Origin of the sequence: Klebsiella sp. 10-1 (genome assembly GCF_009758445.1) — a bacterium.
Classification (GTDB): Bacteria; Pseudomonadota; Gammaproteobacteria; order Enterobacterales; family Enterobacteriaceae; genus Klebsiella; species Klebsiella scottii.
In genome coordinates this window covers 45,503-67,426 of the sequence record NZ_WQRE01000014.1, presented here as the reverse complement: position 1 = coordinate 67,426, position 21,924 = coordinate 45,503, and the positions used below count along the sequence as shown (strand labels likewise).

Below are 21,924 nucleotides of genomic sequence, written 5' to 3'. Positions count from 1 at the left end.
GACGCGCTTTAGCGCTCTGTCGCGAGGTCCCGTATATTACGTTTTCCTCATTCAGAGTCAAGCGTTTATTTTGCTTTTCTCTGTCGGCGTTCATCGCTGAACCCCGCTAACCCGGCGGCCTGTAAGCCATTGTTCCGTGTCAGTGGAGGCGCATTATAGGGAGTTCTCCGACGTTGACAAGCCCTGTTTTCAAAAAACTTTTCAACCGTCTCTTTTTTCACCAAAACGGGCCTAAACTGGCAGTTTTTCCAGCGTTTCAAAGCTGTAGCGCTGTAAAACGGGTAAAAGCTGTTCAGTTTCCGCCGTCAGCGCCATGCAGTATGCCAGGTTTGGATCGCTGGATTTCGCATCCGGCGCCTCATGCTCCAGCAGCCAGACGGTGCGACGGGCGATGGCGGCACCGGAATCAATCATTCGCGTTCCTTCCGGCATCACCTGCTGCAGCTCTTCCTGTAATAGAGGGAAATGGGTGCAGCCCAGCACCACCGTATCAGGCGGTTCGGCCATTCGCAGCCACGGGCGCAGAATACGCCGCAGTTCATCCAACGGCACCGGCTCGCCGTGCAGCTTCGCTTCCGCCAGCTCGACCAGCTCCGCGGAACCCAGCATCTCTATTTTGCATTCATTAGCAAAGCGGCTGATCAGCTCACGCGTATAGGGGCGTTTGACCGTACCGCGCGTCGCCAGCAGGCCGACGACGCCGTTAGCCGTCAAGCGGGCCGCAGGCTTAATCGCCGGAACCACGCCCACAACGGGAAAAGCAAAGCGGTCACGAAGAGCGGGAAGGGAAACGGTACTTGCGGTGTTGCAGGCAATGACGGCCAGCGCCAGCGGATAACGCTGTTGAACAGCGGTGACAATTTCAAGCACGCGCTCAACGATGAACTCTTCGCTCTTCTCCCCGTAAGGAAAAGCCACGTTATCGAAAGCGTAGATGTAATGCAGATTCGGCAGCAGCTGCCGAATCTCATTATAAACCGACAACCCACCGACGCCGGAGTCAAACACCAGCACGGTGGGACGTGGATCAGAAGGTGTAGCTGCCAGACAAGGTGTATTCTCGTCCTGCAGTTTGGTAGCCATAAACTGTCTCGTAATCTTTATCGAACAGGTTGGCTATTTTACCACGAACTGTGAGATGTGAGGTGACTGGATATGATAAACCGACATCCCAGAGGCTAACGCCGCCTAATTTAACGTCATGGGACGTATATGTTGCTGAATCATAGGCGCTGTCATAGCGTTGACCAATATATTGATAGGCAATGTTCCAGCCAAGATCGTATACCTTTCCTGTCAATTCATACTTCACCTGCTGTTTCGCACGGCGATAAAGAACCTTATCAGTTTCATCATCACGTGGGTCGACATATTGCAAAGTCAGGTGATGGTCTACCGGACCGGTGGTAAGATTCCCCGTCCATTCCAGACCTTTAATTGTCGCAGACTTCACGTTGTAGTACGCGCTATTGTCGTAGTCGATGAGGTTCTGAATCTCATAGCGATACGCAGACAGGCGCCAGTCCACAGGTCCAGTGAGTCCCTCAAGCCCTGCTTCCCACTGTTTCGACTCTTCCGGTTTCAGATTAGGGTTCGAAGCAATCCCAAAACGCTCTGCACCAAATTGTTGACCCAACGATGGCGCCAGGAAGCCGGTACCGTAAGATAGCGTGGCCCGATAGCCATCGACAAACTCCCATCCCGCGGCGGTTTGCCAGGTTCCATGCCAGCCAAACTGCTCGTCATGATCCTCACGACCAGATGCTTCCAGGGTTACGCTGTCAATTTGTTGCTGCCCGGTAATATAGAGTCCGGTGGTATCACGTTTGTAGACATCCGTACTGGTTGTGCCGCTGGACTGCAGCTTCTCCTGTTTCCAGTCAACGCCACCGCTTACCGCCCCGTGCCCCACTTCAACATTATTACCCCACTGGATATAACGCTGTTCCATATCATCCAGGCTGGATCCAGGCCCATAGCGCCCAACCAGGCCATTGTAGTTGTAATTCTTACTATGCTGATAGTTAGCGATCAGCTGAGACGAGTAGATTCCAGAGTTATAGTGCAGACCCGTATCCCAGGACTGGGTGTAACTCTGGTTTTCATCACCGCCACCAGCATAGCCCCCGGACCCCTGATCGTAGTCCGCATTTGAGGAGTAGCCGTAGCCACGGAAGAAACCAGAGAAATTATTATTGAATTTATGCTGTACCCCGCCCCAGAACAACTTATTGCGATAGCCATCGCGATCGCTGTCATCGCTGTAGGTTGAGTCGGGTTGAACGTTAAACCCCTTGGTTGTCTGGTAAGCGCCTGCGGCCGTCACAACGGTATCGCCGAAGCGATGATTGAAGGTACCGTCGTACTGCTGATAGCCGTTCGTCCCCATCTCTGCGTTAATCTGCGAACGCTCTGAATCGGTCATCGTAATGATATTCACCACGCCACCAATCGCCCCAGAGCCATAAACCGCAGAACGCGGGCCGCGGATGAATTCAATTCGCTGGACCAGCGACACCGGAATCTGTCCAATATCAATCGTGTTGGCAATACCTGCCCGTGACATTGGAATGCCATCAATCAATACCAGAACATGCCGCGCTTCGGTACCGCGAACAAATAAAGAGGAGCTCTGCCCTATCCCACCATACTGTGCGACGTCAACGCCCGGCAGACGACGCATCACGTCGTTTAAATCCTTTGATTGCCAGCGATCGATATCTTCCCGGGTAACCACATCGGTCGGTGCAAGGACCGTATTGACCGGCTGTTGAAAACGATTTGCTGTCACCACTAACGTGTCTGAATTGCTGTCTTGCGCCCAGCCGGAAAATGCCGTGACGGAGAGAGCCGTCATCAGCGAAGCTTTTTTAATCATTGTAAAAGCATCCGTAACATATAAAGGATGCCGCGGGTTTCATCAGTAGCACGCGATGATAGAAACCAAATGCGACGTATACCGGCAGGTCTTCGGGCTCGGGGCGTGTTATGGATGAGGACTTCCCACCGGATATCGGCAGTGTCTGCAGATTGCGTTCATCCCACCTTCCTTACCGCTGCGCGTCAGCCCCAGATTTACACTGGGTTCCCTTTTAACTCACAGGACCGGTTACACAATGCTATAATCAGAAACATATAGAAGTCCAGACTTCTATAATTATATTTGATCCATCATCCGGGCTGGACTTCCCTGATGCTTTCCCTACAATCCCCGCGTACTTATTTTATTCAGGATGCATCATGACCCCCGAACACCTTCCAACCGAACAATATGAAGCGCAGCTGGCAGAGAAAGTCATTCGTTTGCAAAAAATGATGGCGCCTTTTGCCGCCCCGGTTCCGGAGGTTTTTCGTTCGCCGGTCAGCCACTATCGCATGCGCGCAGAGTTCCGCCTGTGGCACGATGGGGACGATCTCTACCACATTATGTTTGACCAGCAGACCAAATCGCGGATTCGCGTCGATAGCTTCCCGGCGGCCAGCGAGCTTATCAATCAGCTGATGGTCGCCATCCTCGACGGCGTGCGCGATAACCCGGTTCTGCGGCATAAGCTATTTCAGGTCGACTACCTGACGACCATGAGCAACCAGGCCGTAGTATCGCTGCTGTATCACAAAAAGCTTGGCGACGAGTGGCGTCAACAGGCGGAAGCATTACGCGACGCGCTGCGCGCGCAAAATCTCAACGTGCACCTGATTGGCCGGGCAACCAAAACGAAAATCGAGCTTGATCAGGACTACATCGACGAACGTCTGCCGGTGGCCGGTCGCGAAATGATCTACCGCCAGGTTGAGAACAGCTTCACCCAACCGAATGCGGCGATGAATATCCAGATGCTGGAGTGGGCGCTGGAGAGTACGCAAGGAGCAACCGGGGATTTACTGGAGCTGTACTGCGGTAACGGCAACTTTTCCCTGGCGCTGGCGCGTAATTTCGATCGCGTGCTGGCCACGGAAATCGCCAAACCTTCCGTCGCTGCGGCGCAGTACAACATTGCGGCCAACCATATCGATAACGTGCAGATTATCCGTATGGCGGCAGAGGAGTTTACTCAGGCAATGAACGGCGTGCGGGAGTTTAACCGCCTGCAGGGTATCGACCTGCAAAGCTATCAGTGTGAGACGATTTTTGTCGATCCGCCGCGCAGCGGGCTGGATAGCGAAACGGAGAAAATGGTGCAGGCATATCCGCGAATTCTGTATATCTCCTGCAACCCGGAGACGCTGTGCCAGAACCTGGAAACCCTCAGCCAGACCCATGACATTACGCGTCTGGCGCTGTTCGATCAGTTCCCGTATACCCATCATATGGAGTGCGGCGTCTTATTAACCCGCAGGTAGACGATTTTTACAGAACCCGGCACCACGATGCTTGCCGGGTTCTGGCGTTAAGCGGTTACTCTGCCGCCGCATCCTTCCGGTTACGCATCCGGTAGCCTATCCAGAATACCGTAATGACCGACAGCACGGCCGGGAAGAAGTTAGAGCCGATGTCCGGATACTCCGCCCGCACCACGGTGCTGTACAGCAGAACCCCGAGAATGAAACAGGCAGCAGCCAGGCCCGGCAGCCCCACGGGCATACTCCGGTTCTGATAGCGCTGGTGCAGGCAGTAGACCGTCAGCAGCAGAGACAGCACCGGGAAAATGGAAAAGGGAACAATCGAGCTGAACAATGCGGCGAAGGTTCCGTTAATCGATAAGCCAGCGATCAGCGCCAGCAGCAGCGTACCTTTATCTTGAACTGAGTGTTTCATTGCTCGTCCTTCACGTTATACGGAATGATTTGATATTTTTTCTTGTTCACGGCGATACCAGTAATACGCGCCTTTCGAGATCATTCTTAGCTGCAGCACCAGCCGTTCTTCCAGCTGTCGACGCTGTTCAAGCCCGACGTCCAGCGCCTCAGCGCCGGCGCTAAACACGATGGTGACCATCGCTTCGGCCTGCGCTTCAGTAAAGGCGCGCGGCATGTGATTTTCGATTTCTAAATAATCGGCAAGTTCCGCGATGAAATGCTGAATTTCGCGCGCCACGGCGGCACGAAACGCCGCGGAAGTCCCTGAACGTTCGCGCAACAACAGGCGAAAAGCGTTCGGGTTATTGCCGATAAACTCCATAAAGGTAGAGACCGAGGTGCGAATCACGCTGCCGCCTTTGGCAATACGCTGGCGCGCCTGGCGCATTAGCTGGCGCAGCATGAGTCCGCTCTCATCGACCATCGTCAGACCGAGCTCATCGACATCGCGAAAATGACGATAAAAGGAGGTCGGCGCGATCCCCGCCTCACGCGCAACTTCACGCAGGCTTAAGCTGGCGAAACTCCGTTCGGCGCTAAGTTGGCTAAATGCCGCTTCTACCAGCGAACGCCGGGTTTTCTCTTTTTGTAGCGCTCTTACGCCCATCACGTTGTATGAATCCTTCCAATAGCCCTGCTGGCACTATACCAGAGATAAAACTAATCGGTTTACACTGGTTTGTGAAAGATTGTTTACGAGCCGATCATGCTTTTATGCCGCAAAAAAGCACAACGATAATTGGGTTAAACTGCGGCGAATGTTATCATCGTGTTTATTTTATGTATAAAACAGGTGAGTAATGCCATGTCGCACTCTTGGGATTATGATGCAATAGTAATTGGTTCCGGCCCCGGCGGCGAAGGCGCTGCGATGGGACTGGTTAAACAGGGAGCCCGCGTTGCCGTTATTGAACGCTACCATAACGTCGGCGGTGGCTGTACCCACTGGGGAACCATCCCGTCGAAAGCGCTCCGCCACGCCGTCAGCCGTATTATCGAGTTTAACCAAAACCCTCTCTACAGCGACCATTCCCGCCTTCTTCGCTCCTCCTTCGCCGACATTCTTAACCATGCCGACAGCGTCATTAACCAGCAGACCCATATGCGTCAGGGATTCTATGAGCGCAACCACTGCGAAATCCTGCAGGGCAATGCGCACTTCGTTGATGACCATACGCTGGCCCTGGAGTGTCACGACGGCACCGTTGAAACGGTCACCGCCGAAAAATTCGTTATCGCCTGCGGCTCACGTCCGTACCATCCGACGGACGTCGATTTTTCCCATCCCCGCGTGTACGACAGCGACTCCATTCTCAGCCTTCAGCACGAGCCGCGCCATGTGATCATCTACGGCGCAGGGGTCATTGGCTGCGAATACGCGTCAATCTTCCGCGGGATGGAAGTGAAGGTGGACCTGATCAACACCCGCGATCGGCTGCTGGCGTTCCTCGACCAGGAGATGTCCGACTCCCTCTCCTATCACTTCTGGAACAGCGGCGTGGTGATTCGTCACAACGAAGAGTACGAGAAGATTGAAGCCGTGGATGATGGCGTGATCATGCATCTGAAATCGGGCAAAAAACTGAAGGCAGACTGCCTGCTGTATGCCAACGGTCGTACCGGTAATACCGACTCCCTGGCGCTGGAAAATATCGGTCTGCAAACCGATAGCCGCGGCCAGCTGAAGGTGAACAGCATGTATCAGACCGCGCTGCCGCATATCTATGCCGTTGGCGACGTTATCGGCTATCCGAGCCTGGCTTCGGCCGCTTACGATCAGGGACGCATCGCCGCGCAGGCGCTGATTAAAGGCGAGGCTTCGGCCCATCTGATTGAAGATATTCCAACCGGGATCTATACCATCCCGGAAATCAGCTCAGTGGGTAAAACCGAGCAGCAGCTGACCGCCATGAAGGTCCCGTACGAAGTGGGTCGCGCACAGTTCAAGCACCTGGCGCGCGCGCAGATCGTCGGTATGAGCGTGGGAACCCTGAAAATCCTGTTCCACAGGGAAACGAAAGAGATCCTTGGCATTCATTGCTTTGGCGAGCGCGCGGCCGAAATTATTCACATCGGCCAGGCGATTATGGAGCAGAAAGGTGGCGGTAACACCATCGAGTACTTCGTCAACACCACCTTTAACTACCCGACGATGGCGGAAGCCTATCGGGTAGCCGCGTTAAATGGCTTAAACCGCCTGTTTTAACGCTTCGTCGAAATGGCCATCCATAGTGCTACGGATGGCCTCCGCCAGATGTTCATAGCGGCTGCGCAGCGGCGAACCGGGGCGATAAACCAGCCCAATGGTGCGTCGCGGCTCGGGCTTAATGCACGGAATGTACACCACGCCATCGCGCTTTCTCTCCTGCGGCACCGCTAGCGCAGGCAGCAGGGTAATACCGCTCCCGGCAGCAACCATGTTACGCAGCGTTTCAAGACTGGTGGCGCGGAAATGCGTATCTTCATCCGCACCGGCCTCGAAACAGAAGCCCATCGCCTGATCGCGCAGACAGTGGCCATCTTCCAGCATCAGCAGCTTCTCCCCGGCTAAATCGGACATCGGCACGCGGTCACGGTTGGCCCACGGGTGATCTTCGTAGATAGCCAGCATCATCGGCTCATCAAACAGCGGCACCTCAATAAAGGCTTCGCTCTCTTTAACCAGCGCCAGGATAGCGCAGTCAAGCTTGCCGCTATCCAGCTGGGCCAGCAGCTGATGGGTTTGAGCTTCATGCAGATACATTTCCAGCTTTGGAAAAGTCTGGTGCAGCATCGGGATAATCTGCGGCAGCAGATACGGGCCAATAGTTGGAATCAGGCCGATATGCAGCGGCCCGGACATCGTCTCGCCCTGTTGGCTTGCCATTTCCTTGAGCACTTTTACTTCGCGCAACACCGTACGCGCCTGATCCACCAGCAGCAGTCCAGCCTGGGTAAACAGAACCTTACGGCTGGTGCGCTCCAGCAACATAACCCCAAGCTCATCCTCCAGCTTGCGGATCTGCCCGCTAAGCGTGGGTTGGCTAACGTGGCAAGAGTCCGCGGCGCGCCGGAAGTGGCGGTGCTCGGCTAGCGCAACCAGGTATTCAAGATCGCGAATATTCATTATTCATCCTCCGTCGCCATGATAGTTCATGGCGATAGATAGCATAGCAACGAACGATTATCCCTATCAAGTTTTCTGTTCAATAATAAGCCCAGAAACGAGGCCGGTATCAGAAAATCACCGAATTGCCTCAACGTTTTCCCTAACCGAACAACTAAAGCCAACGTGAACTTTTGCGGACCTCGTGTCCGCTTTTTTTTGCATAAAAAAGCCCGAGCATCGCTCGAGCTTCTAATTTTTGGTCCCTAATACGCCCGCCGGGGCCAGCAGGCTACCGGCTTAAACCAGGCGCTGCTGCGCATCGGCGATCGCCTGCGCAACCTGCTTCGGTGAAACACCGCCTTTGGCCGCGCGCTTATCAAGACAGGATTGCAGCGACAGAATGGGGTAGACATCATCGGCAATCACGCTGCTGAATTTCTGCAGGTCCGCCAGCGCCAGCGCTTCCAGCGGCTTACCTTGAGCAATCGCCTCGACAACCGCTTCGCCGACAATATGGTGCGCTTCACGGAACGGTACGCCTTTCGCCACCAGATAATCCGCCAGCTCGGTCGCATTGGCGTAACCCTGCTGCGCCGCTTCTTCGCAACGCGGGCGCTTCACCTGAATGCCGTCCAGCACCAGTGCGGCCATATGCAGGCAATCAAGCCAGGTATCGAGGGCGTCAAACAGCCCTTCTTTATCTTCCTGCATATCTTTGTTGTAGGCCAGCGGCAGGCCTTTCAGTGTCATCATCATGCCGGTCAGCGCCCCCTGAACACGGCCGCACTTACCGCGGATCAGCTCCAGCGCGTCCGGGTTTTTCTTCTGCGGCATCAGGGATGAGCCGGAGGTCACGCGATCGGAGAGTTCAATAAAGCCCGCTTCGCCTGTATTAAAGAAAATCAGGTCTTCAGCAAAACGCGACAGGTGCACCATCCCAATCGAGGCGCCGGAAAGCAGCTCCAGAACGTGGTCACGGTCGGACACGCTATCCAGGCTATTGCGGGTCGCGGAAGCGAAGCCCAGCCAGCCGGCCAGCTGTTCACGATCGATTTCATAGGCGGTACCCGCCAGCGCGCCGCTGCCCAGCGGGCTGACGTCGAGGCGCTTCAGGGAGTCCTGCAGACGGCTTTCATCACGCGCCAGCATTTCCACATAGGCCAGACACCAGTGGGCGAACGTAACCGGCTGCGCGCGCTGCAGATGAGTGTAGCCCGGCATCACGGCATCCTGATTATTCTGCGCCGTTTCAACTAACGCGCCCTGCAGCTGACGATTCGCAGAGAGCAGCTCGGCGATAGTATCCTTGCACCACAGCTTCAGGTCAGTCGCCACCTGATCGTTGCGGCTACGGCCGGTATGCAGTTTTTTACCCAACTGGCCGACTTTGTCGATCAGCTTGCCTTCCACCCAGCTATGAATATCTTCAGCATCGCTTTCCAGGATTTGCTGCGGGTTAGCCCGCACCTCTTCCAGCAGGACGCCCAGCGCCTCTTCCAGCTCCAGCTGTTCGCCAGCGCTCAGCACGCCAACCGTCACCAGCGCTTTGGACCAGGCAACAGAGCCAATGATATCCTGCTCCGCCAGGCGATAGTCGAAGCGCAAAGAGTCGTTGAACTGTTTGAACCGCTGATCTGCTGCCTGAGTAAAACGCCCGCCCCAAAGTGCCATAATGTGCTTCCTTCAAATTTGTTTATTTCTGCCGGGAAGCCCTACGCTTCCCGTCTGCAAATGTTTTCAATCAGGCCAGAATACGCGTGCCGATCGGCGTGCCGTTAAACAGCGCCGGCAGCTGCTCCGCGTGGCGCCAGGAGGCAATATCCACCGGGCGACCCAGCGCGCGCGCCGCATCCAGCGCGGCGTTCACTTTTACGATCATGCCGTCGGTAATAATACCCTGTTCAATCAGCTGCTCCGCCTTCTCCGCGGTCATCTCCGCAATGCGCTGACCTTTGCCATCAAGGATACCGCTGACGTCGGAAAGCAGGATCAGATCGGCGCCGAGAGTGGCCGCCAGCGCGGTCGCTGCCTGATCGGCGTTGACGTTCATCAGCTGCCCTTCATCGGTAACGCCGATAGAGCTAACCACCGGCAGGTAGCCGCTCGCCAGCAGGGTATTAATCAGCGCCGGCGAGCCCGGCTGGGCCAGGCCAACGTGCCCCAGATCTTCGGCAAGCTGAGTCACCTTAACGCTATCGCCATCGCCGAGGAACAGGCCAACGCTGGCTATACCGTGCTTTTTCGCCCACGCCAGCAGCGTTTTATTGGCGGTTCCCGCCAGCGCGCCGGTAATAATGTCGATTTGATCCGCCGGCGTTACCCGCAGCCCATTTTTCTTGCTTACCGGCAGGTTAAGCTGCTTCATCAGCTCATCGACCACGCAGCCGCCGCCGTGCACGATAATCAGCGGACGCTGATGCGTTTCACGGTAATTCACCAGCGCGGTAAACAGACGCTCCAGCGCTTCTTCGCTATCCAGCAACACGCCGCCGAGTTTGATAATTAATGGGTTCATCATCACACCTTAAATAAGAGACTGCGTCTCAGCGAAGCCGAAACGAATATTCGCGCACTGTACTGCCTGCGCCGCTGCGCCTTTAAGCAGGTTATCTTCCGCCGCCACCACGATGATATGCTCATCCTGGACCGCAAAACCGATATCACAGAATGGCAGACCCACGACGTTTTTCAATGCCGGCAGCGCGTTATCGTATAAACGTACCAGCGGTTTATCGGCGTATGCCTGCTGGAAAACGGCGGCCACCTGCTCTTTGCTGACGCCCGGTTTCAGACGACAGGTGATGGTTTCCAGAATGCCGCGCTTAAAGTTGCCCAGATGCGGAGTAAAAATAACCTCAGCACCAAGGTGAGTAGAGATTTCCGGGTGGTGACGATGGTTGAAAACACCGTACGGCTGCAGGCTCACTTCACAGAAGCTGTTGCCGATCGCCGCCTTACGGCCCGCTCCGCTAACGCCGCTGGTCGCGTTGATCACCGGCCACTGGTTAAGATCCAGCAGCCCGGCATCGATCAGCGGTTTTAACGACAGCTGGGCTGCGGTCGGGTAGCAGCCCGGAACGGCGACTAAATTTGCCTCTTTAAGCCGCTCGACGCTCCACTCGGCCAGGCCATATACCGCCTGCTCAAGCAACGCCGGATGCTGATGAGTAAAGCCGTAATATTTCTCGTAGAAAGCGCCGTCGTTCACGCGGAACGCGCCGGAGAGATCGAACACCACGCAGCCGGCGGCGAGAAACTGCGGCGCCAGGTCGTGGCTCACTTCATGGGCGGTTGCAAGGAAGACGACATCCACCCCGGCGCTAAATTCGCTGATATCTGACATTGGCTGCAGCGGCAGATCGACAATACCTTTCAGCTGCGGATGTAAATCGGAAATCAATTTCCCCGCATCATTACTTTGCGAGGAGACCGTCAAAGCGGTTATGGTCATATGAGGATGGCGATTTACATAGGTCACTAGCTCTGCGCCGGCATAACCGCTGGCACCCACTATCAGCGTATTCAACATTGGGGCTCTTCACCTTCTTACATCTGTTTGCCTGGGAAGACCGTTATCTTCCTCACCCTGTTAAGCCGTAAGAGTATTTCCTTACATTAGATGGGTTTTCTTACGCTCAACGATAATGTATTTTTATTCACAAATACTGCATGAATATTGATACTATCATGACCCGAGGTGTGTCAACAATGAAAAACAATTTACCACCGTTCATCGAGATTTACCGCGCATTGATCGCCACACCTTCCATCAGCGCAACCGAAGAGTCGCTGGATCAGAGCAATGAGACTTTAATCAATTTGCTGGCAGGCTGGTTTCGCGAAATTGGCTTCAATGTCGAAGTTCAGCCGGTGCCGGATACGCGCAATAAATTTAACATGCTGGCCAGTACCGGCCAGGGCGCCGGCGGCCTGCTGCTCGCCGGGCATACCGATACCGTGCCGTTCGATGATGGCCGCTGGACCCGCGATCCGTTCGCCCTCACCGAGCATGACAACAAGCTTTACGGTCTCGGCACCGCCGACATGAAGGGCTTCTTCGCCTTTATTCTTGACGCCCTGCGCGATGTTGATGTCAGTAAACTCAAAAAACCGCTCTATATTCTGGCTACCGCCGATGAAGAGACCAGCATGGCCGGGGCCCGCTACTTTGCCGAAACCACCCGCCTGCGCCCGGATTGCGCGATTATCGGCGAACCAACGTCCCTGCAGCCGGTGCGAGCGCACAAGGGCCATATCTCCACCGCCGTGCGCGTTCAGGGCCAGTCCGGCCACTCCAGCGATCCGGCGCGCGGAGTTAACGCCATTGAACTCATGCACGACGCCATTGGCCGCATCATGCAGCTGCGCGATGTGCTGAAAGAGCGCTATCACTTTGCCGCCTTCACCGTACCGTACCCGACGCTCAACCTCGGCTCGATTCACGGCGGCGACGCATCTAACCGCATCTGCGCCTGCTGCGAGCTGCATATGGATATTCGTCCGCTGCCGGGTATGACGCTCAACGATCTCAACGGACTGCTGGATGAAGCGCTGGCGCCGGTCAGCGAACGTTGGCCGGGTCGTTTAACCGTTAGCGAACTCCATCCGCCGATCCCCGGCTATGAGTGCCCGCCGGATCATCAGCTCGTGCAGGTGGTGGAAAAACTGCTCGGCGCACAAACCGAAGTCGTTAACTACTGCACCGAAGCGCCGTTTATCCAGACCATCTGCCCGACGCTGGTCCTCGGCCCTGGCTCAATCAACCAGGCCCACCAGCCGGATGAGTTTCTGGAAACCCGGTTTATTAAGCCTACCCGCGAGCTTATCAGCCAGGTGGTCCATCATTTCTGCTGGCACTAAAATCGCTCTTTTCCCGCCCTTTAGCCAGGGGCGGGACAGTGACAATTGTCACATTCCCATAAGCAATGCTTATCAAGCGACCTCTGAGTTAAATTTCGCAAATTGCCGCCATTTATTCGTTTGCTGAAGCGATTTCGCAACAATTGACGTGGGGGTTTTTACGTGGCTTTATAAAAGACGGCTGCTTATCCGCGGCTCATCGTTGCCGAGTAGCGGATATAACAAAATAAAATGAGATGGGGTGTCTGGGGTAACATGAACGAACAATATTCCGCTTTGCGTAGTAATGTCAGTATGCTCGGTAAAGTGCTGGGCGATACCATCAAGGATGCACTTGGAGAGAACATTCTTGATCGTGTCGAAACTATCCGTAAATTGTCCAAGTCTTCACGCGCGGGCAATGAAGCCAATCGCCAGGAACTGCTCACCACGCTGCAAAACTTGTCCAACGATGAGCTGCTGCCGGTAGCACGCGCCTTCAGCCAGTTTCTGAACCTGGCCAATACCGCTGAGCAGTACCACAGCATTTCGCCAAACGGCGAAGCGGCCAGCAATCCGGAAGTGATTGCCCGTACCCTGAGAAAGCTCAAAGGCCAATCCCATCTCAACGAAGACACCATTAAAAAAGCGGTGGAGTCGCTGTCGCTGGAGCTGGTGTTAACCGCCCACCCGACCGAAATCACCCGCCGCACGCTGATCCACAAAATGGTGGAAGTGAATAACTGCCTGAAGCAGCTCGATAACAAAGAGATCGCTGACTACGAGCACCACCAGCTGATGCGCCGCCTGCGCCAGCTGATCGCCCAGTCATGGCACACCGATGAAATCCGTAAATATCGCCCGACGCCGGTTGACGAGGCGAAATGGGGCTTTGCGGTCGTCGAAAACAGCCTGTGGGAAGGCGTGCCGAACTACCTGCGCGAGCTGAACGAACAGCTGGAAGAAAACCTCGGCTATCAGCTGCCGGTTGACTTCGTCCCGGTGCGCTTCACCTCCTGGATGGGCGGTGACCGCGACGGTAACCCAAACGTAACCTCCGATATCACCCGCCACGTGCTGCTGCTCAGCCGCTGGAAAGCCACCGATCTGTTCCTCAAAGACGTCCAGCTGCTGATTTCCGAGCTGTCGATGGTCGAGTGTACCGACGAACTGCGCGAGATGGCCGGCGCCGAAGGGGCGCAGGAGCCGTACCGCTATCTGATGAAAAAGCTGCGTACCCAGCTGATGGATACGCAGTCCTGGCTGGAAGCTCGCCTGAAAGGACAGAAGCTGCCGAAACCCGCCGGCCTGATTACCCAAAACGAACAGCTGTGGGAGCCGCTTTATGCCTGCTATAAATCCCTGCAGGCCTGCGGCATGGGCATTATCGCCAACGGTGAGCTGCTCGATACCCTGCGCCGCGTGAAGTCGTTCGGCGTGCCGCTGGTACGTATCGACATCCGTCAGGAAAGCACCCGCCATACCGAAGCGCTGGGCGAAATGACCCGCTATCTCGGTATCGGCGATTATGAAAGCTGGTCAGAAGCCGACAAGCAGGCATTCCTGATCCGCGAGCTGAACTCCAAGCGCCCGCTGCTGCCACGCCAGTGGGAGCCAAGCAATGAAACCCGCGAAGTTCTCGATACCTGCAGAGTGATCGCCGAAGCGCCGCACGGATCCATTGCCGCTTACGTGATCTCCATGGCGAAGACGCCGTCTGACGTGCTGGCCGTGCACCTGCTGCTCAAAGAAGCCGGTATTGGCTTCGCGCTGCCGGTTGCTCCGCTGTTTGAAACCCTGGACGATCTGAATAACGCCAACGACGTGATGACCCAGCTGCTGAATATCGACTGGTATCGCGGCTTTATTCAGGGCAAGCAGATGGTCATGATCGGCTATTCTGACTCAGCGAAAGATGCGGGCGTCATGGCCGCTTCCTGGGCGCAATACCAGGCTCAGGACGCGCTGATCAAAACCTGCGAAAAAGCCGGTATTGAGCTGACGCTGTTCCACGGTCGCGGCGGTTCTATCGGCCGCGGCGGCGCCCCGGCGCACGCGGCGCTTCTTTCTCAGCCTCCAGGCAGCCTGAAAGGCGGTCTGCGCGTCACCGAGCAGGGCGAAATGATCCGCTTCAAGTTCGGCCTGCCGGAAGTCACCATCAGCAGCCTGTCGCTGTATACCAGCGCCATTCTCGAAGCAAACCTGCTGCCGCCGCCGGAACCCAAACCGGAGTGGCGCGATATCATGGCCGAGCTGTCCGACATTTCTTGTGAAATGTACCGCGGCTACGTTCGTGAAAATAAAGACTTCGTACCTTACTTCCGCTCCGCCACTCCGGAGCAGGAGCTGGGCAAACTGCCGCTCGGCTCACGCCCGGCGAAACGCCGTGCTACCGGCGGGGTAGAATCACTGCGCGCAATCCCGTGGATCTTCGCCTGGACGCAGAACCGCCTGATGCTGCCGGCCTGGCTGGGTGCCGGCGCCGCGCTGCAGAAAGTGGTGGAAGATGGCAAACAGAACGAGCTGGAAACCATGTGTCGCGACTGGCCATTCTTCTCAACCCGTCTTGGGATGCTGGAAATGGTGTTCTCGAAGGCCGACCTGTGGCTGGCGGAATATTACGATCAGCGCCTGGTGAAACCAGAGCTGTGGGGCCTCGGCAGCGAGCTGCGCGAGCTGTTGTCTTCAGGGATCAACGTGGTGCTCGATATCGCCAACGATTCTCACCTGATGGCCGATCTGCCGTGGATTGCCGAGTCTATCCAGTTACGTAATATCTATACCGACCCGCTGAACGTCCTGCAGGCCGAGCTGCTGCACCGTTCACGTCTGGCGGAAGAGCAGGGCAAGGATCCGGACCCGCGCGTTGAGCAGGCGCTGATGGTCACCATCGCGGGCGTTGCTGCTGGTATGCGTAACACCGGCTAACCTCCGCCCTTCGTCAGCATAAATCCCCGGATAGCGCCGTACGCGCCCTATCCGGGGATTTTTATTAATGGTGCAGCATCTCGTCGACAATTTGCTCTTTATGCAGCGCATAAGGGTAGTACGTCGGCCAGTTGTCCATCTCTTTCAGCAGGGACTCGTGCGAATCATTCCCCATAAAGATATGAAAATGCTGTGATTTTCTCGGGCCAATCGTATGATCGCTAAACTGAACGAATTTTGGCGCTTTCGAGTCTGCCTGCTGGCATTCAAATAAATAGCGCACGCCTTTCTTGCCGGAAGCATAGTGCAGGATCTTATAGCCGGAATAGGCGTACCGGCAGGCATTAACGTCTTTCCCGACGTGGAACTCCATCACGTTGTCTTCAATCCCAATTTGATCAACGTCGGTGGCGTACCCCTTCTTATAATATTCCCGATACTCGGCGACGCTTTTCCCCCCCGCTTTTTTGGCCTTCTGCTCCAGCACCGGATCCAGGTCCCCATTAAGCAGATACGGATTCACCGATTGCCAGATTCCATCCCAGTCGCTTAACGGGCGATCCTTGACGTCTTTATCGGCGAAAATGCCTTCGCTCGCCTTAACTTCCGCCTCCGTCAATGCGGGGCCGTGGCTGTGGTGGCCGTGGGCAAAAGCCTGGCTACCGGCCAGCAGCATGCCGACGCCGAGCGCAAATGCGGGTATCTTTCTGGTCATTACTCTCTCCTGAGTTAACTTTTGCAATCGATGGTTACGATATAACATAACATTTATATTGTGCAACATCTGATGCGCGGAGATCCGCCTGACTTTTGCCCTTCCCGCGATGTCGGGTATGATAAAAACGTGGGGCTTTTTAAGGAGCAGGAATGGACGGCCATCTCAGTCAGCACATTGACGCTTTAATTAAAGGCCCGACGGCAATCAGGCAGGTTCGCTTTACCACGGAGCATCGCCCGGCCTCCGGGCTGGCGCTGCAGGTCGATTTTCCGCGCCTCGACGTTATCCTCGAAGGCCAGCGCGGCGATCCCGGCATCAATGCCGAGCCGGCGCTGCTTGCCCGCTATGATGTGCTGTATATCCCCGCAGGCGGCTGGAATCTTCCGCAGTGGCAGGCACCCTGCACCGCGTTGAGCATTCAGTTTGGTAAGCAGCAGCTGGAGTTCACCCTCCAGCGCTGGGACGGCAAGACGCTGCATATTGAAGAAAGAGTGCAGACGCCGCGCCGCGGCCCTCGCGTGGGCTCCTTTCTGCTGCAGGCTCTCAATGAAATGCAGATGCAGCCGCAGGAGCAGCAAACGGCGCGCTACATCGTGATCGGCCTGCTAAGCCACTGCGCCGATCTTCTCGGCAGCCAGGTTCAAACCTCTTCCCGCAGCCAGGCGCTGTTTGAAGCCATCCGAAAATATATCGATGCTCGCTTCGCCGAACCCTTAACCCGTGAGTCGGTCGCCGAGGAGTTTTACCTCTCCCCCAACTATCTCTCCCATCTGTTCCAGAAATGCGGCCCCATGGGCTTTAACGAATACCTGAACCACGTTCGTCTCGAACAGGCCCGAATGCTGCTAAAGGGCCATGATATGAAGGTTAAGGATGTCGCCCACGCCTGCGGCTTTGCCGACAGTAACTACTTCTGCCGCCTGTTTCGTAAAAATACCGAACGCTCGCCGTCAGAATATCGTCGCCAGTATCATAGCCAGCTGACGGAAAAGCATCCGCCGGCGGAAAACTAGATTTTTGTAAGTTCTCCCTGGCAGCCATCCCCACGGATCTCTCCAGGAACGCCAGGCACAGGCGGATAAACGTGATCTAAGTCACCCTTACCCGCAATGCGTACATTTATCCAGTTTTTGGCAAATTTGTCATCTGGCGACCCGCCGGGCAGAGACCGTATTCTTATCTCAACGTCACTGAATTGAGAATTGAGGAAAGGCTATGGAACTCTATCTGGACACCGCGAACGTAGCAGAAGTTGAACGCCTGGCACGCATCTACCCGCTGGCCGGAGTAACCACCAACCCCAGCATCATCGCGGCGGGAAAAACATCGGTTTGGGACGTTCTGCCGCGCCTGCAAAAAGCCGTTGGCCCGGATGGGGTCCTGTTTGCCCAGACCATGAGCCGCGACGCGCAGGGCATGGTTGAAGAAGCAAAACGCCTGAGTAACGCCATACCCGGCATTGTGGTCAAAATCCCGGTCACCGCCGAAGGCCTCGCCGCGATAAAGCTGCTGAAAAAAGAGGGTATCACCACGCTCGGTACCGCGGTCTACAGCGCCTCTCAGGGTCTGCTGGCGGCGCTGGCTGGGGCAAAATACGTCGCGCCTTACGTCAACCGCGTTGACGCCCAGGGCGGCGATGGCATCCGTATGGTGCAGGAGCTGCAGACCCTGCTGGAGCTGCACGCGCCGGGCAGCAAAGTCCTGGCCGCCAGCTTTAAAACCCCGCGCCAGGCGCTGGACTGCCTGCTGGCCGGGTGTGAAGCTATCACCCTTCCTTTAGATGTAGCGCAACAAATGCTCGGCACGCCTGCGGTAGAATCAGCAATAGAGAAGTTTGAGCACGACTGGAGTAGCGCTTTTGGAAATCTGAACCTGTAACCCGATCGGCTAACCGCCCGAGGGCGGTATCATGGTCATCCAGGAGGAATAGAAATGGATCGCATCATTCAATCGCCAGGCAAATACATTCAGGGTGCAAATGCTATCACCCGCCTCGGTGGCTATCTCAAACCGCTGGCCGAGCGCTGGCTTATCGTTGGCGACAAGTTTGTGCTGGGCTTTGCCGAAGAAAAGCTGCGTCAAAGCCTGACCGAAGCCGGCCTTGTCGCCGAAATCGCCCCGTTCGGTGGCGAATGCTCACATAATGAAATCAATCGCTTGCGCGATATTGCAGGTTCAGCCCGCTGCAATGCCGTGCTGGGTATCGGCGGCGGAAAAACGCTGGATACCGCAAAAGCATTAGCACATTTTATGAATCTACCTGTGGTGATTGCCCCAACCATCGCCTCCACCGACGCCCCCTGCAGCGCGCTCTCGGTTATCTATACCGACGAGGGCGAGTTCGACAGCTATCTGATGCTGCCGCGCAACCCAAACATGGTTATTGTTGATACCCAGATTGTTGCCGGCGCTCCGCCACGCCTGCTGGCGGCCGGTATCGGCGACGCGCTGGCCACCTGGTTTGAAGCCCGCGCCTGTTCGCGCAGCGGCGCTACCACCATGGCCGGCGGCAAGTGCACGCAGGCGGCGCTGGCGCTGGCTGAACTGTGCTACCACACGCTGATTGAAGAGGGTGAAAAAGCGATGCTGGCGGCGGAGCAGCATGTTGTCACGCCGGCGCTGGAAAAAGTTATCGAGGCCAACACCTATCTCAGCGGCGTCGGTTTTGAAAGCGGCGGCCTCGCCGCCGCGCACGCGATTCACAACGGCCTGACCGCCCTGCCGGACGCCCATCATTACTATCACGGAGAAAAGGTTGCCTTCGGAACGCTGACGCAGCTGGTGCTGGAAAACGCGCCGGTAGAAGAGATTGAAACCGCCGCCGCTCTGTGTCACAGCGTGGGCCTGCCGCTCACCCTGGCCCAGCTGGATATCAAAGAGGATATTCCGCGTAAAATGCGGATCGTCGCCGAAGCCGCCTGCGCAGAGGGAGAAACTATCCATAATATGCCTGGCGGAGCCACGGCGGATCAGGTCTACGCCGCGCTGCTGGTCGCTGACCAGTACGGGCAACGTTTCCTGGAGGAGTGGGAATAAACAAAAAAGGCCCTCGAAGAGGGCCTTTTTTTACACCGCCGGGCGCACGCCCAGCGTGTGGCAAATCGCGTAGCTCATCTCCGCGCGGTTTAAGGTGTAAAAGTGAAAATCCTTCACCCCTTCACGGCTTAAAATTTTGACCATATCCATGGCGATGTTCGCCCCCACCAGCTGGCGAGTTTCCGCATCATTATCCAGACCTTCGAACATTTTCGACATCCACGTTGGAATACGCACGTTGGTCATGTCGGCAAATTTCTTCGCCTGCTTGAAGTTGGATACCGGCAGAATTCCCGGGATAATTTCAACATCAATCCCCGCGGAGACGCAGCGATCGCGAAAACGCAGGTAGCTTTCAACATCAAAGAAGAACTGGGTAATCGCCCGGTTCGCGCCGGCATCGACCTTACGCTTCAGGTTCAGGAGATCCGCCTGGGCGCTTTTCGCTTCCGGATGGACTTCCGGATAAGCCGCAACGGAGATATCAAAATCGCCTACTTCTTTCAGCAGTGTAACCAGGTCCGCAGCGTACATATCCGGCTTACCGCTACCCGGCGGCAGGTCGCCGCGCAGGGCGACGATATGGCGGATCCCGTTGTTCCAGTAATCCTGAGCAATTGTGCGCAGCTCGTCGCGGCTGGCGTCGATACAGGTCAGGTGCGGCGCCGCCTCAAGGCCGGTACGTTCTTTGATACCTTTGATGATGCTGTGGGTACGGTCGCGTTCACCGGAGTTAGCCCCGTACGTCACTGAAACAAATTTTGGCTTCAGGCTGCTTAAGCGATCGATGGATTTCCACAGGGTTTGCTCCATTTCACTGGTCCGCGGCGGAAAGAATTCAAAAGACACATTAATCTGGCCCTGCACTTCTGCCAGGCTCTGATTCAGGGCTTCCCGCTGATTGGCGTGAAAAAAGCTCATACCTTACCTCATCAATCGCATTTTATTGTTTGTCGTGTTGCGAACTTCTATACGTTTAGACGTCCAGATGTAAAAATGACGGAAAAGAGCCCGGGCGTCAACAGAAAAATCAGCGTAAAGAGTGAGGAATATTCAGGGAAGATGAAATTGGTTCACGTCATTTCGGCTAAACGCCGTAGGGTTTGGCGCTAAGCTAATGATTCTTCAAGCACAGGGATCAGCCACGCACGCAAAGCGTCATTCTGCGGCAGCGTTACCACGCCTAACGCCAGCGGAAAATGCAGGCTGGCCCCATCCAGCGGATGAAATACCACGCCCTGACGCTGGATAGCGGCAAAGGATGCCGGCAGCAAAATCATCCCCTCCCCGCGCGCGATGCGGGCCAGCAGAACGTCATGTTCTACGGGCTCTTCCACGTAGGCAGGCGTATACCCCGCGCGTTCAAACATCCGTCGGGTGTAGTCAAAAAATGCCGGATTGCGCTCGCGTTTAAACCAAAACAGCGGCCGATGGTTAAAGTCCCTTAGGGCCAGTCCGGCGACGCTGGATTCCGGCCATGACGCCGGCAGCGCGGCGATCAGCGGCTCCTGATAGGGCAAGGGGGACAAAACCAGCCCGCTGGCATCAAGGGGAAGCGCCACCAGCGCCGCGTCCAGCCGGCCCTTGCGCACCTGCTGCGCCAGGGATGGCGAGCCGTGACGGCTAATCTGCAAAGTGCGGGCATTATCCCTCAGCGCAGCTTCAGCGGCGGTAAAGACCCCCTGTTCAAAGGCGGTTGTCAGCCCGAGCCGCAGCGGCGGCTGCCCGCTATCAGACAGCTGGCCCAGTGCGGTTAAGGTTTGTTCCTGTAGCGCCAGCAGAGGGCGAATCATATCCAGCACCCGCTGCCCGTCCTCGGTCAGGATCAGGCCCCGGGTATGGCGCACGAATAGCGCGGTTCCCAGCTGCTCTTCCAGGTGACGGATATGACGGCTAAGCGGCGGCTGTGAGATAAATAAGCGCTGCGCCGCCCGGCTAATATTGTTCTCCTCCGCCACCACGGCAAAATAGCGTAGCAGACGAAGATCCAGAGAATAGAGGCGTAAATTTGTCATACCGAAAAGGTATCACGAAAAGGGTATTACTCAAGCCCGGCAAACTTTCTTAATCTCCTCATCACACCCCACATTATGAGGAAAGATCGTGACTTCAGAACGTTTTACTACCGGTATGGAAATGCTGCAGCGCGTTGACGGTAAGGGCGGCGAAGCCGTCGTTAACAGCCTGAGCGACATCGCCCCTGATTTTGCCCGCTTTCTGGTTGAGTTCCCTTTTGGCGATATTTACGCAAGACCCGGGCTCGATTTGCGCAGTCGTGAAATCGCCACCATTGCCGCGCTGACCGCTTTAGGCAATGCGGCCCCGCAGCTAAAGGTGCACATCGCAGCCGGACTGCACGTCGGCCTGACGCAGGAAGAGATCGTTGAAGCGATCATGCAGATGGCGGTCTATGCCGGATTCCCGGCCGCCCTGAACGGGTTGTTTGCCGCCAAAGAGGTGTTCGCCAGGCCTGGCGGAAAGAGAGACCGGACGGGCGCCCGGCCTCTCTGATACGGAG

At 56.1% G+C, this 21,924-nt stretch carries 19 protein-coding genes and 1 riboswitch; of the genes, 8 read left to right on the top strand and 11 right to left on the bottom strand.

Features of this window, described 5'->3' with window-relative positions:
* Nucleotides 1-231: 231 nt before the first annotated feature.
* Both murI and btuB read right to left on the bottom strand, forming a co-directional pair.
* Nucleotides 232-1,083 carry a glutamate racemase gene (gene murI, locus GO007_RS27460; RefSeq protein ID WP_095105431.1) on the bottom strand — a complete coding sequence of 284 codons (852 nt, stop codon included), beginning with the start codon at nucleotides 1,081-1,083 and terminating at the stop codon, nucleotides 232-234.
* A complete protein-coding gene (btuB, locus tag GO007_RS27455; RefSeq protein WP_095105430.1) occupies nucleotides 1,028-2,878 on the bottom strand; it encodes a TonB-dependent vitamin B12 receptor BtuB in 1,851 nt (616 codons plus the stop codon). Before btuB ends, murI begins: the two co-directional genes overlap by 56 nt.
* Nucleotides 2,879-2,945: 67 nt before the next feature.
* Nucleotides 2,946-3,125: riboswitch (cobalamin riboswitch) on the bottom strand.
* Between the two features lie 115 nt (nucleotides 3,126-3,240).
* On the opposite strand from btuB, the gene trmA reads away from it, so the two are divergent.
* Nucleotides 3,241-4,341 (top strand): tRNA (uridine(54)-C5)-methyltransferase TrmA, encoded by a 1,101-nt coding sequence (gene trmA / locus GO007_RS27450; RefSeq protein WP_095105428.1) that lies wholly within the window; start codon nucleotides 3,241-3,243, stop codon nucleotides 4,339-4,341.
* 55 nt (nucleotides 4,342-4,396) lie between these two features.
* Here the strand turns inward: trmA and GO007_RS27445 are convergent, their stop codons facing one another.
* Nucleotides 4,397-4,756, bottom strand: a complete 360-nt coding sequence (locus GO007_RS27445; RefSeq protein WP_045853643.1) for a YijD family membrane protein — start codon at nucleotides 4,754-4,756, stop codon at nucleotides 4,397-4,399.
* A 15-nt stretch (nucleotides 4,757-4,771) separates the two neighbouring features.
* Nucleotides 4,772-5,407, bottom strand: a complete 636-nt coding sequence (fabR, locus tag GO007_RS27440) for an HTH-type transcriptional repressor FabR (protein ID WP_095105424.1) — start codon at nucleotides 5,405-5,407, stop codon at nucleotides 4,772-4,774.
* 195 nt (nucleotides 5,408-5,602) lie between these two features.
* Between fabR and sthA the strand changes: the two genes are divergently transcribed.
* Nucleotides 5,603-7,003 (top strand): Si-specific NAD(P)(+) transhydrogenase, encoded by a 1,401-nt coding sequence (gene sthA / locus GO007_RS27435; protein WP_095105418.1) that lies wholly within the window; start codon nucleotides 5,603-5,605, stop codon nucleotides 7,001-7,003.
* Here sthA and oxyR read toward each other — a convergent pair.
* The 4 genes from oxyR to argC all read right to left on the bottom strand — a co-directional run bounded on the left by oxyR (nucleotide 6,986) and on the right by argC (nucleotide 11,414).
* A complete protein-coding gene (gene oxyR / locus GO007_RS27430; RefSeq protein ID WP_095105414.1) occupies nucleotides 6,986-7,903 on the bottom strand; it encodes a DNA-binding transcriptional regulator OxyR in 918 nt (305 codons plus the stop codon). The two genes, sthA and oxyR, sit on opposite strands and share 18 nt — an antisense overlap.
* Before the next feature lie 279 nt (nucleotides 7,904-8,182).
* Nucleotides 8,183-9,556: an argininosuccinate lyase gene (gene argH, locus GO007_RS27425; RefSeq protein ID WP_095105412.1), complete on the bottom strand. Its 1,374-nt coding sequence runs from the start codon at nucleotides 9,554-9,556 to the stop codon at nucleotides 8,183-8,185.
* Between the two features lie 70 nt (nucleotides 9,557-9,626).
* Entirely contained in the window at nucleotides 9,627-10,403 is a 777-nt protein-coding gene (gene argB / locus GO007_RS27420; protein WP_095105410.1) for an acetylglutamate kinase, read from the bottom strand.
* Nucleotides 10,404-10,409: 6 nt separating this feature from the next.
* Nucleotides 10,410-11,414, bottom strand: coding sequence for an N-acetyl-gamma-glutamyl-phosphate reductase (argC, locus tag GO007_RS27415; protein WP_095105408.1), 1,005 nt, complete (start codon nucleotides 11,412-11,414; stop codon nucleotides 10,410-10,412).
* Nucleotides 11,415-11,593: 179 nt separating this feature from the next.
* Here argC and argE point away from each other — a divergent pair, with 179 nt between their 5' ends.
* Both argE and ppc read left to right on the top strand, forming a co-directional pair.
* Nucleotides 11,594-12,745, top strand: coding sequence for an acetylornithine deacetylase (gene argE, locus GO007_RS27410; RefSeq protein ID WP_095105406.1), 1,152 nt, complete (start codon nucleotides 11,594-11,596; stop codon nucleotides 12,743-12,745).
* A 255-nt stretch (nucleotides 12,746-13,000) separates the two neighbouring features.
* Nucleotides 13,001-15,652 (top strand): phosphoenolpyruvate carboxylase, encoded by a 2,652-nt coding sequence (gene ppc, locus GO007_RS27405; protein ID WP_095105404.1) that lies wholly within the window; start codon nucleotides 13,001-13,003, stop codon nucleotides 15,650-15,652.
* A gap of 64 nt (nucleotides 15,653-15,716) precedes the next feature.
* On the opposite strand, the gene zinT is transcribed toward ppc, so the two are convergent.
* On the bottom strand, nucleotides 15,717-16,367 hold the full coding sequence (gene zinT, locus GO007_RS27400) for a metal-binding protein ZinT (protein ID WP_095105402.1): 651 nt from the start codon (nucleotides 16,365-16,367) through the stop codon (nucleotides 15,717-15,719).
* A gap of 152 nt (nucleotides 16,368-16,519) precedes the next feature.
* On the opposite strand from zinT, the gene GO007_RS27395 reads away from it, so the two are divergent.
* From GO007_RS27395 to gldA, 3 genes are all read left to right on the top strand, one after another.
* Nucleotides 16,520-17,383 carry a helix-turn-helix transcriptional regulator gene (locus tag GO007_RS27395; protein ID WP_095105400.1) on the top strand — a complete coding sequence of 288 codons (864 nt, stop codon included), beginning with the start codon at nucleotides 16,520-16,522 and terminating at the stop codon, nucleotides 17,381-17,383.
* Nucleotides 17,384-17,585: 202 nt separating this feature from the next.
* Nucleotides 17,586-18,248, top strand: coding sequence for a fructose-6-phosphate aldolase (gene fsa, locus GO007_RS27390; protein ID WP_095105398.1), 663 nt, complete (start codon nucleotides 17,586-17,588; stop codon nucleotides 18,246-18,248).
* A 54-nt stretch (nucleotides 18,249-18,302) separates the two neighbouring features.
* Nucleotides 18,303-19,406: a bifunctional L-1,2-propanediol dehydrogenase/glycerol dehydrogenase gene (gene gldA / locus GO007_RS27385; protein WP_095105396.1), complete on the top strand. Its 1,104-nt coding sequence runs from the start codon at nucleotides 18,303-18,305 to the stop codon at nucleotides 19,404-19,406.
* Between the two features lie 30 nt (nucleotides 19,407-19,436).
* On the opposite strand, the gene metF is transcribed toward gldA, so the two are convergent.
* Entirely contained in the window at nucleotides 19,437-20,327 is an 891-nt protein-coding gene (gene metF / locus GO007_RS27380; protein ID WP_095105394.1) for a methylenetetrahydrofolate reductase, read from the bottom strand.
* A gap of 188 nt (nucleotides 20,328-20,515) precedes the next feature.
* Nucleotides 20,516-21,421: a LysR family transcriptional regulator gene (locus GO007_RS27375; protein WP_095105392.1), complete on the bottom strand. Its 906-nt coding sequence runs from the start codon at nucleotides 21,419-21,421 to the stop codon at nucleotides 20,516-20,518.
* A gap of 88 nt (nucleotides 21,422-21,509) precedes the next feature.
* Here GO007_RS27375 and GO007_RS27370 point away from each other — a divergent pair, with 88 nt between their 5' ends.
* Nucleotides 21,510-21,917, top strand: coding sequence for a carboxymuconolactone decarboxylase family protein (locus GO007_RS27370; protein ID WP_095105390.1), 408 nt, complete (start codon nucleotides 21,510-21,512; stop codon nucleotides 21,915-21,917).
* The last annotated feature ends 7 nt before the right edge of the window (nucleotides 21,918-21,924 follow it).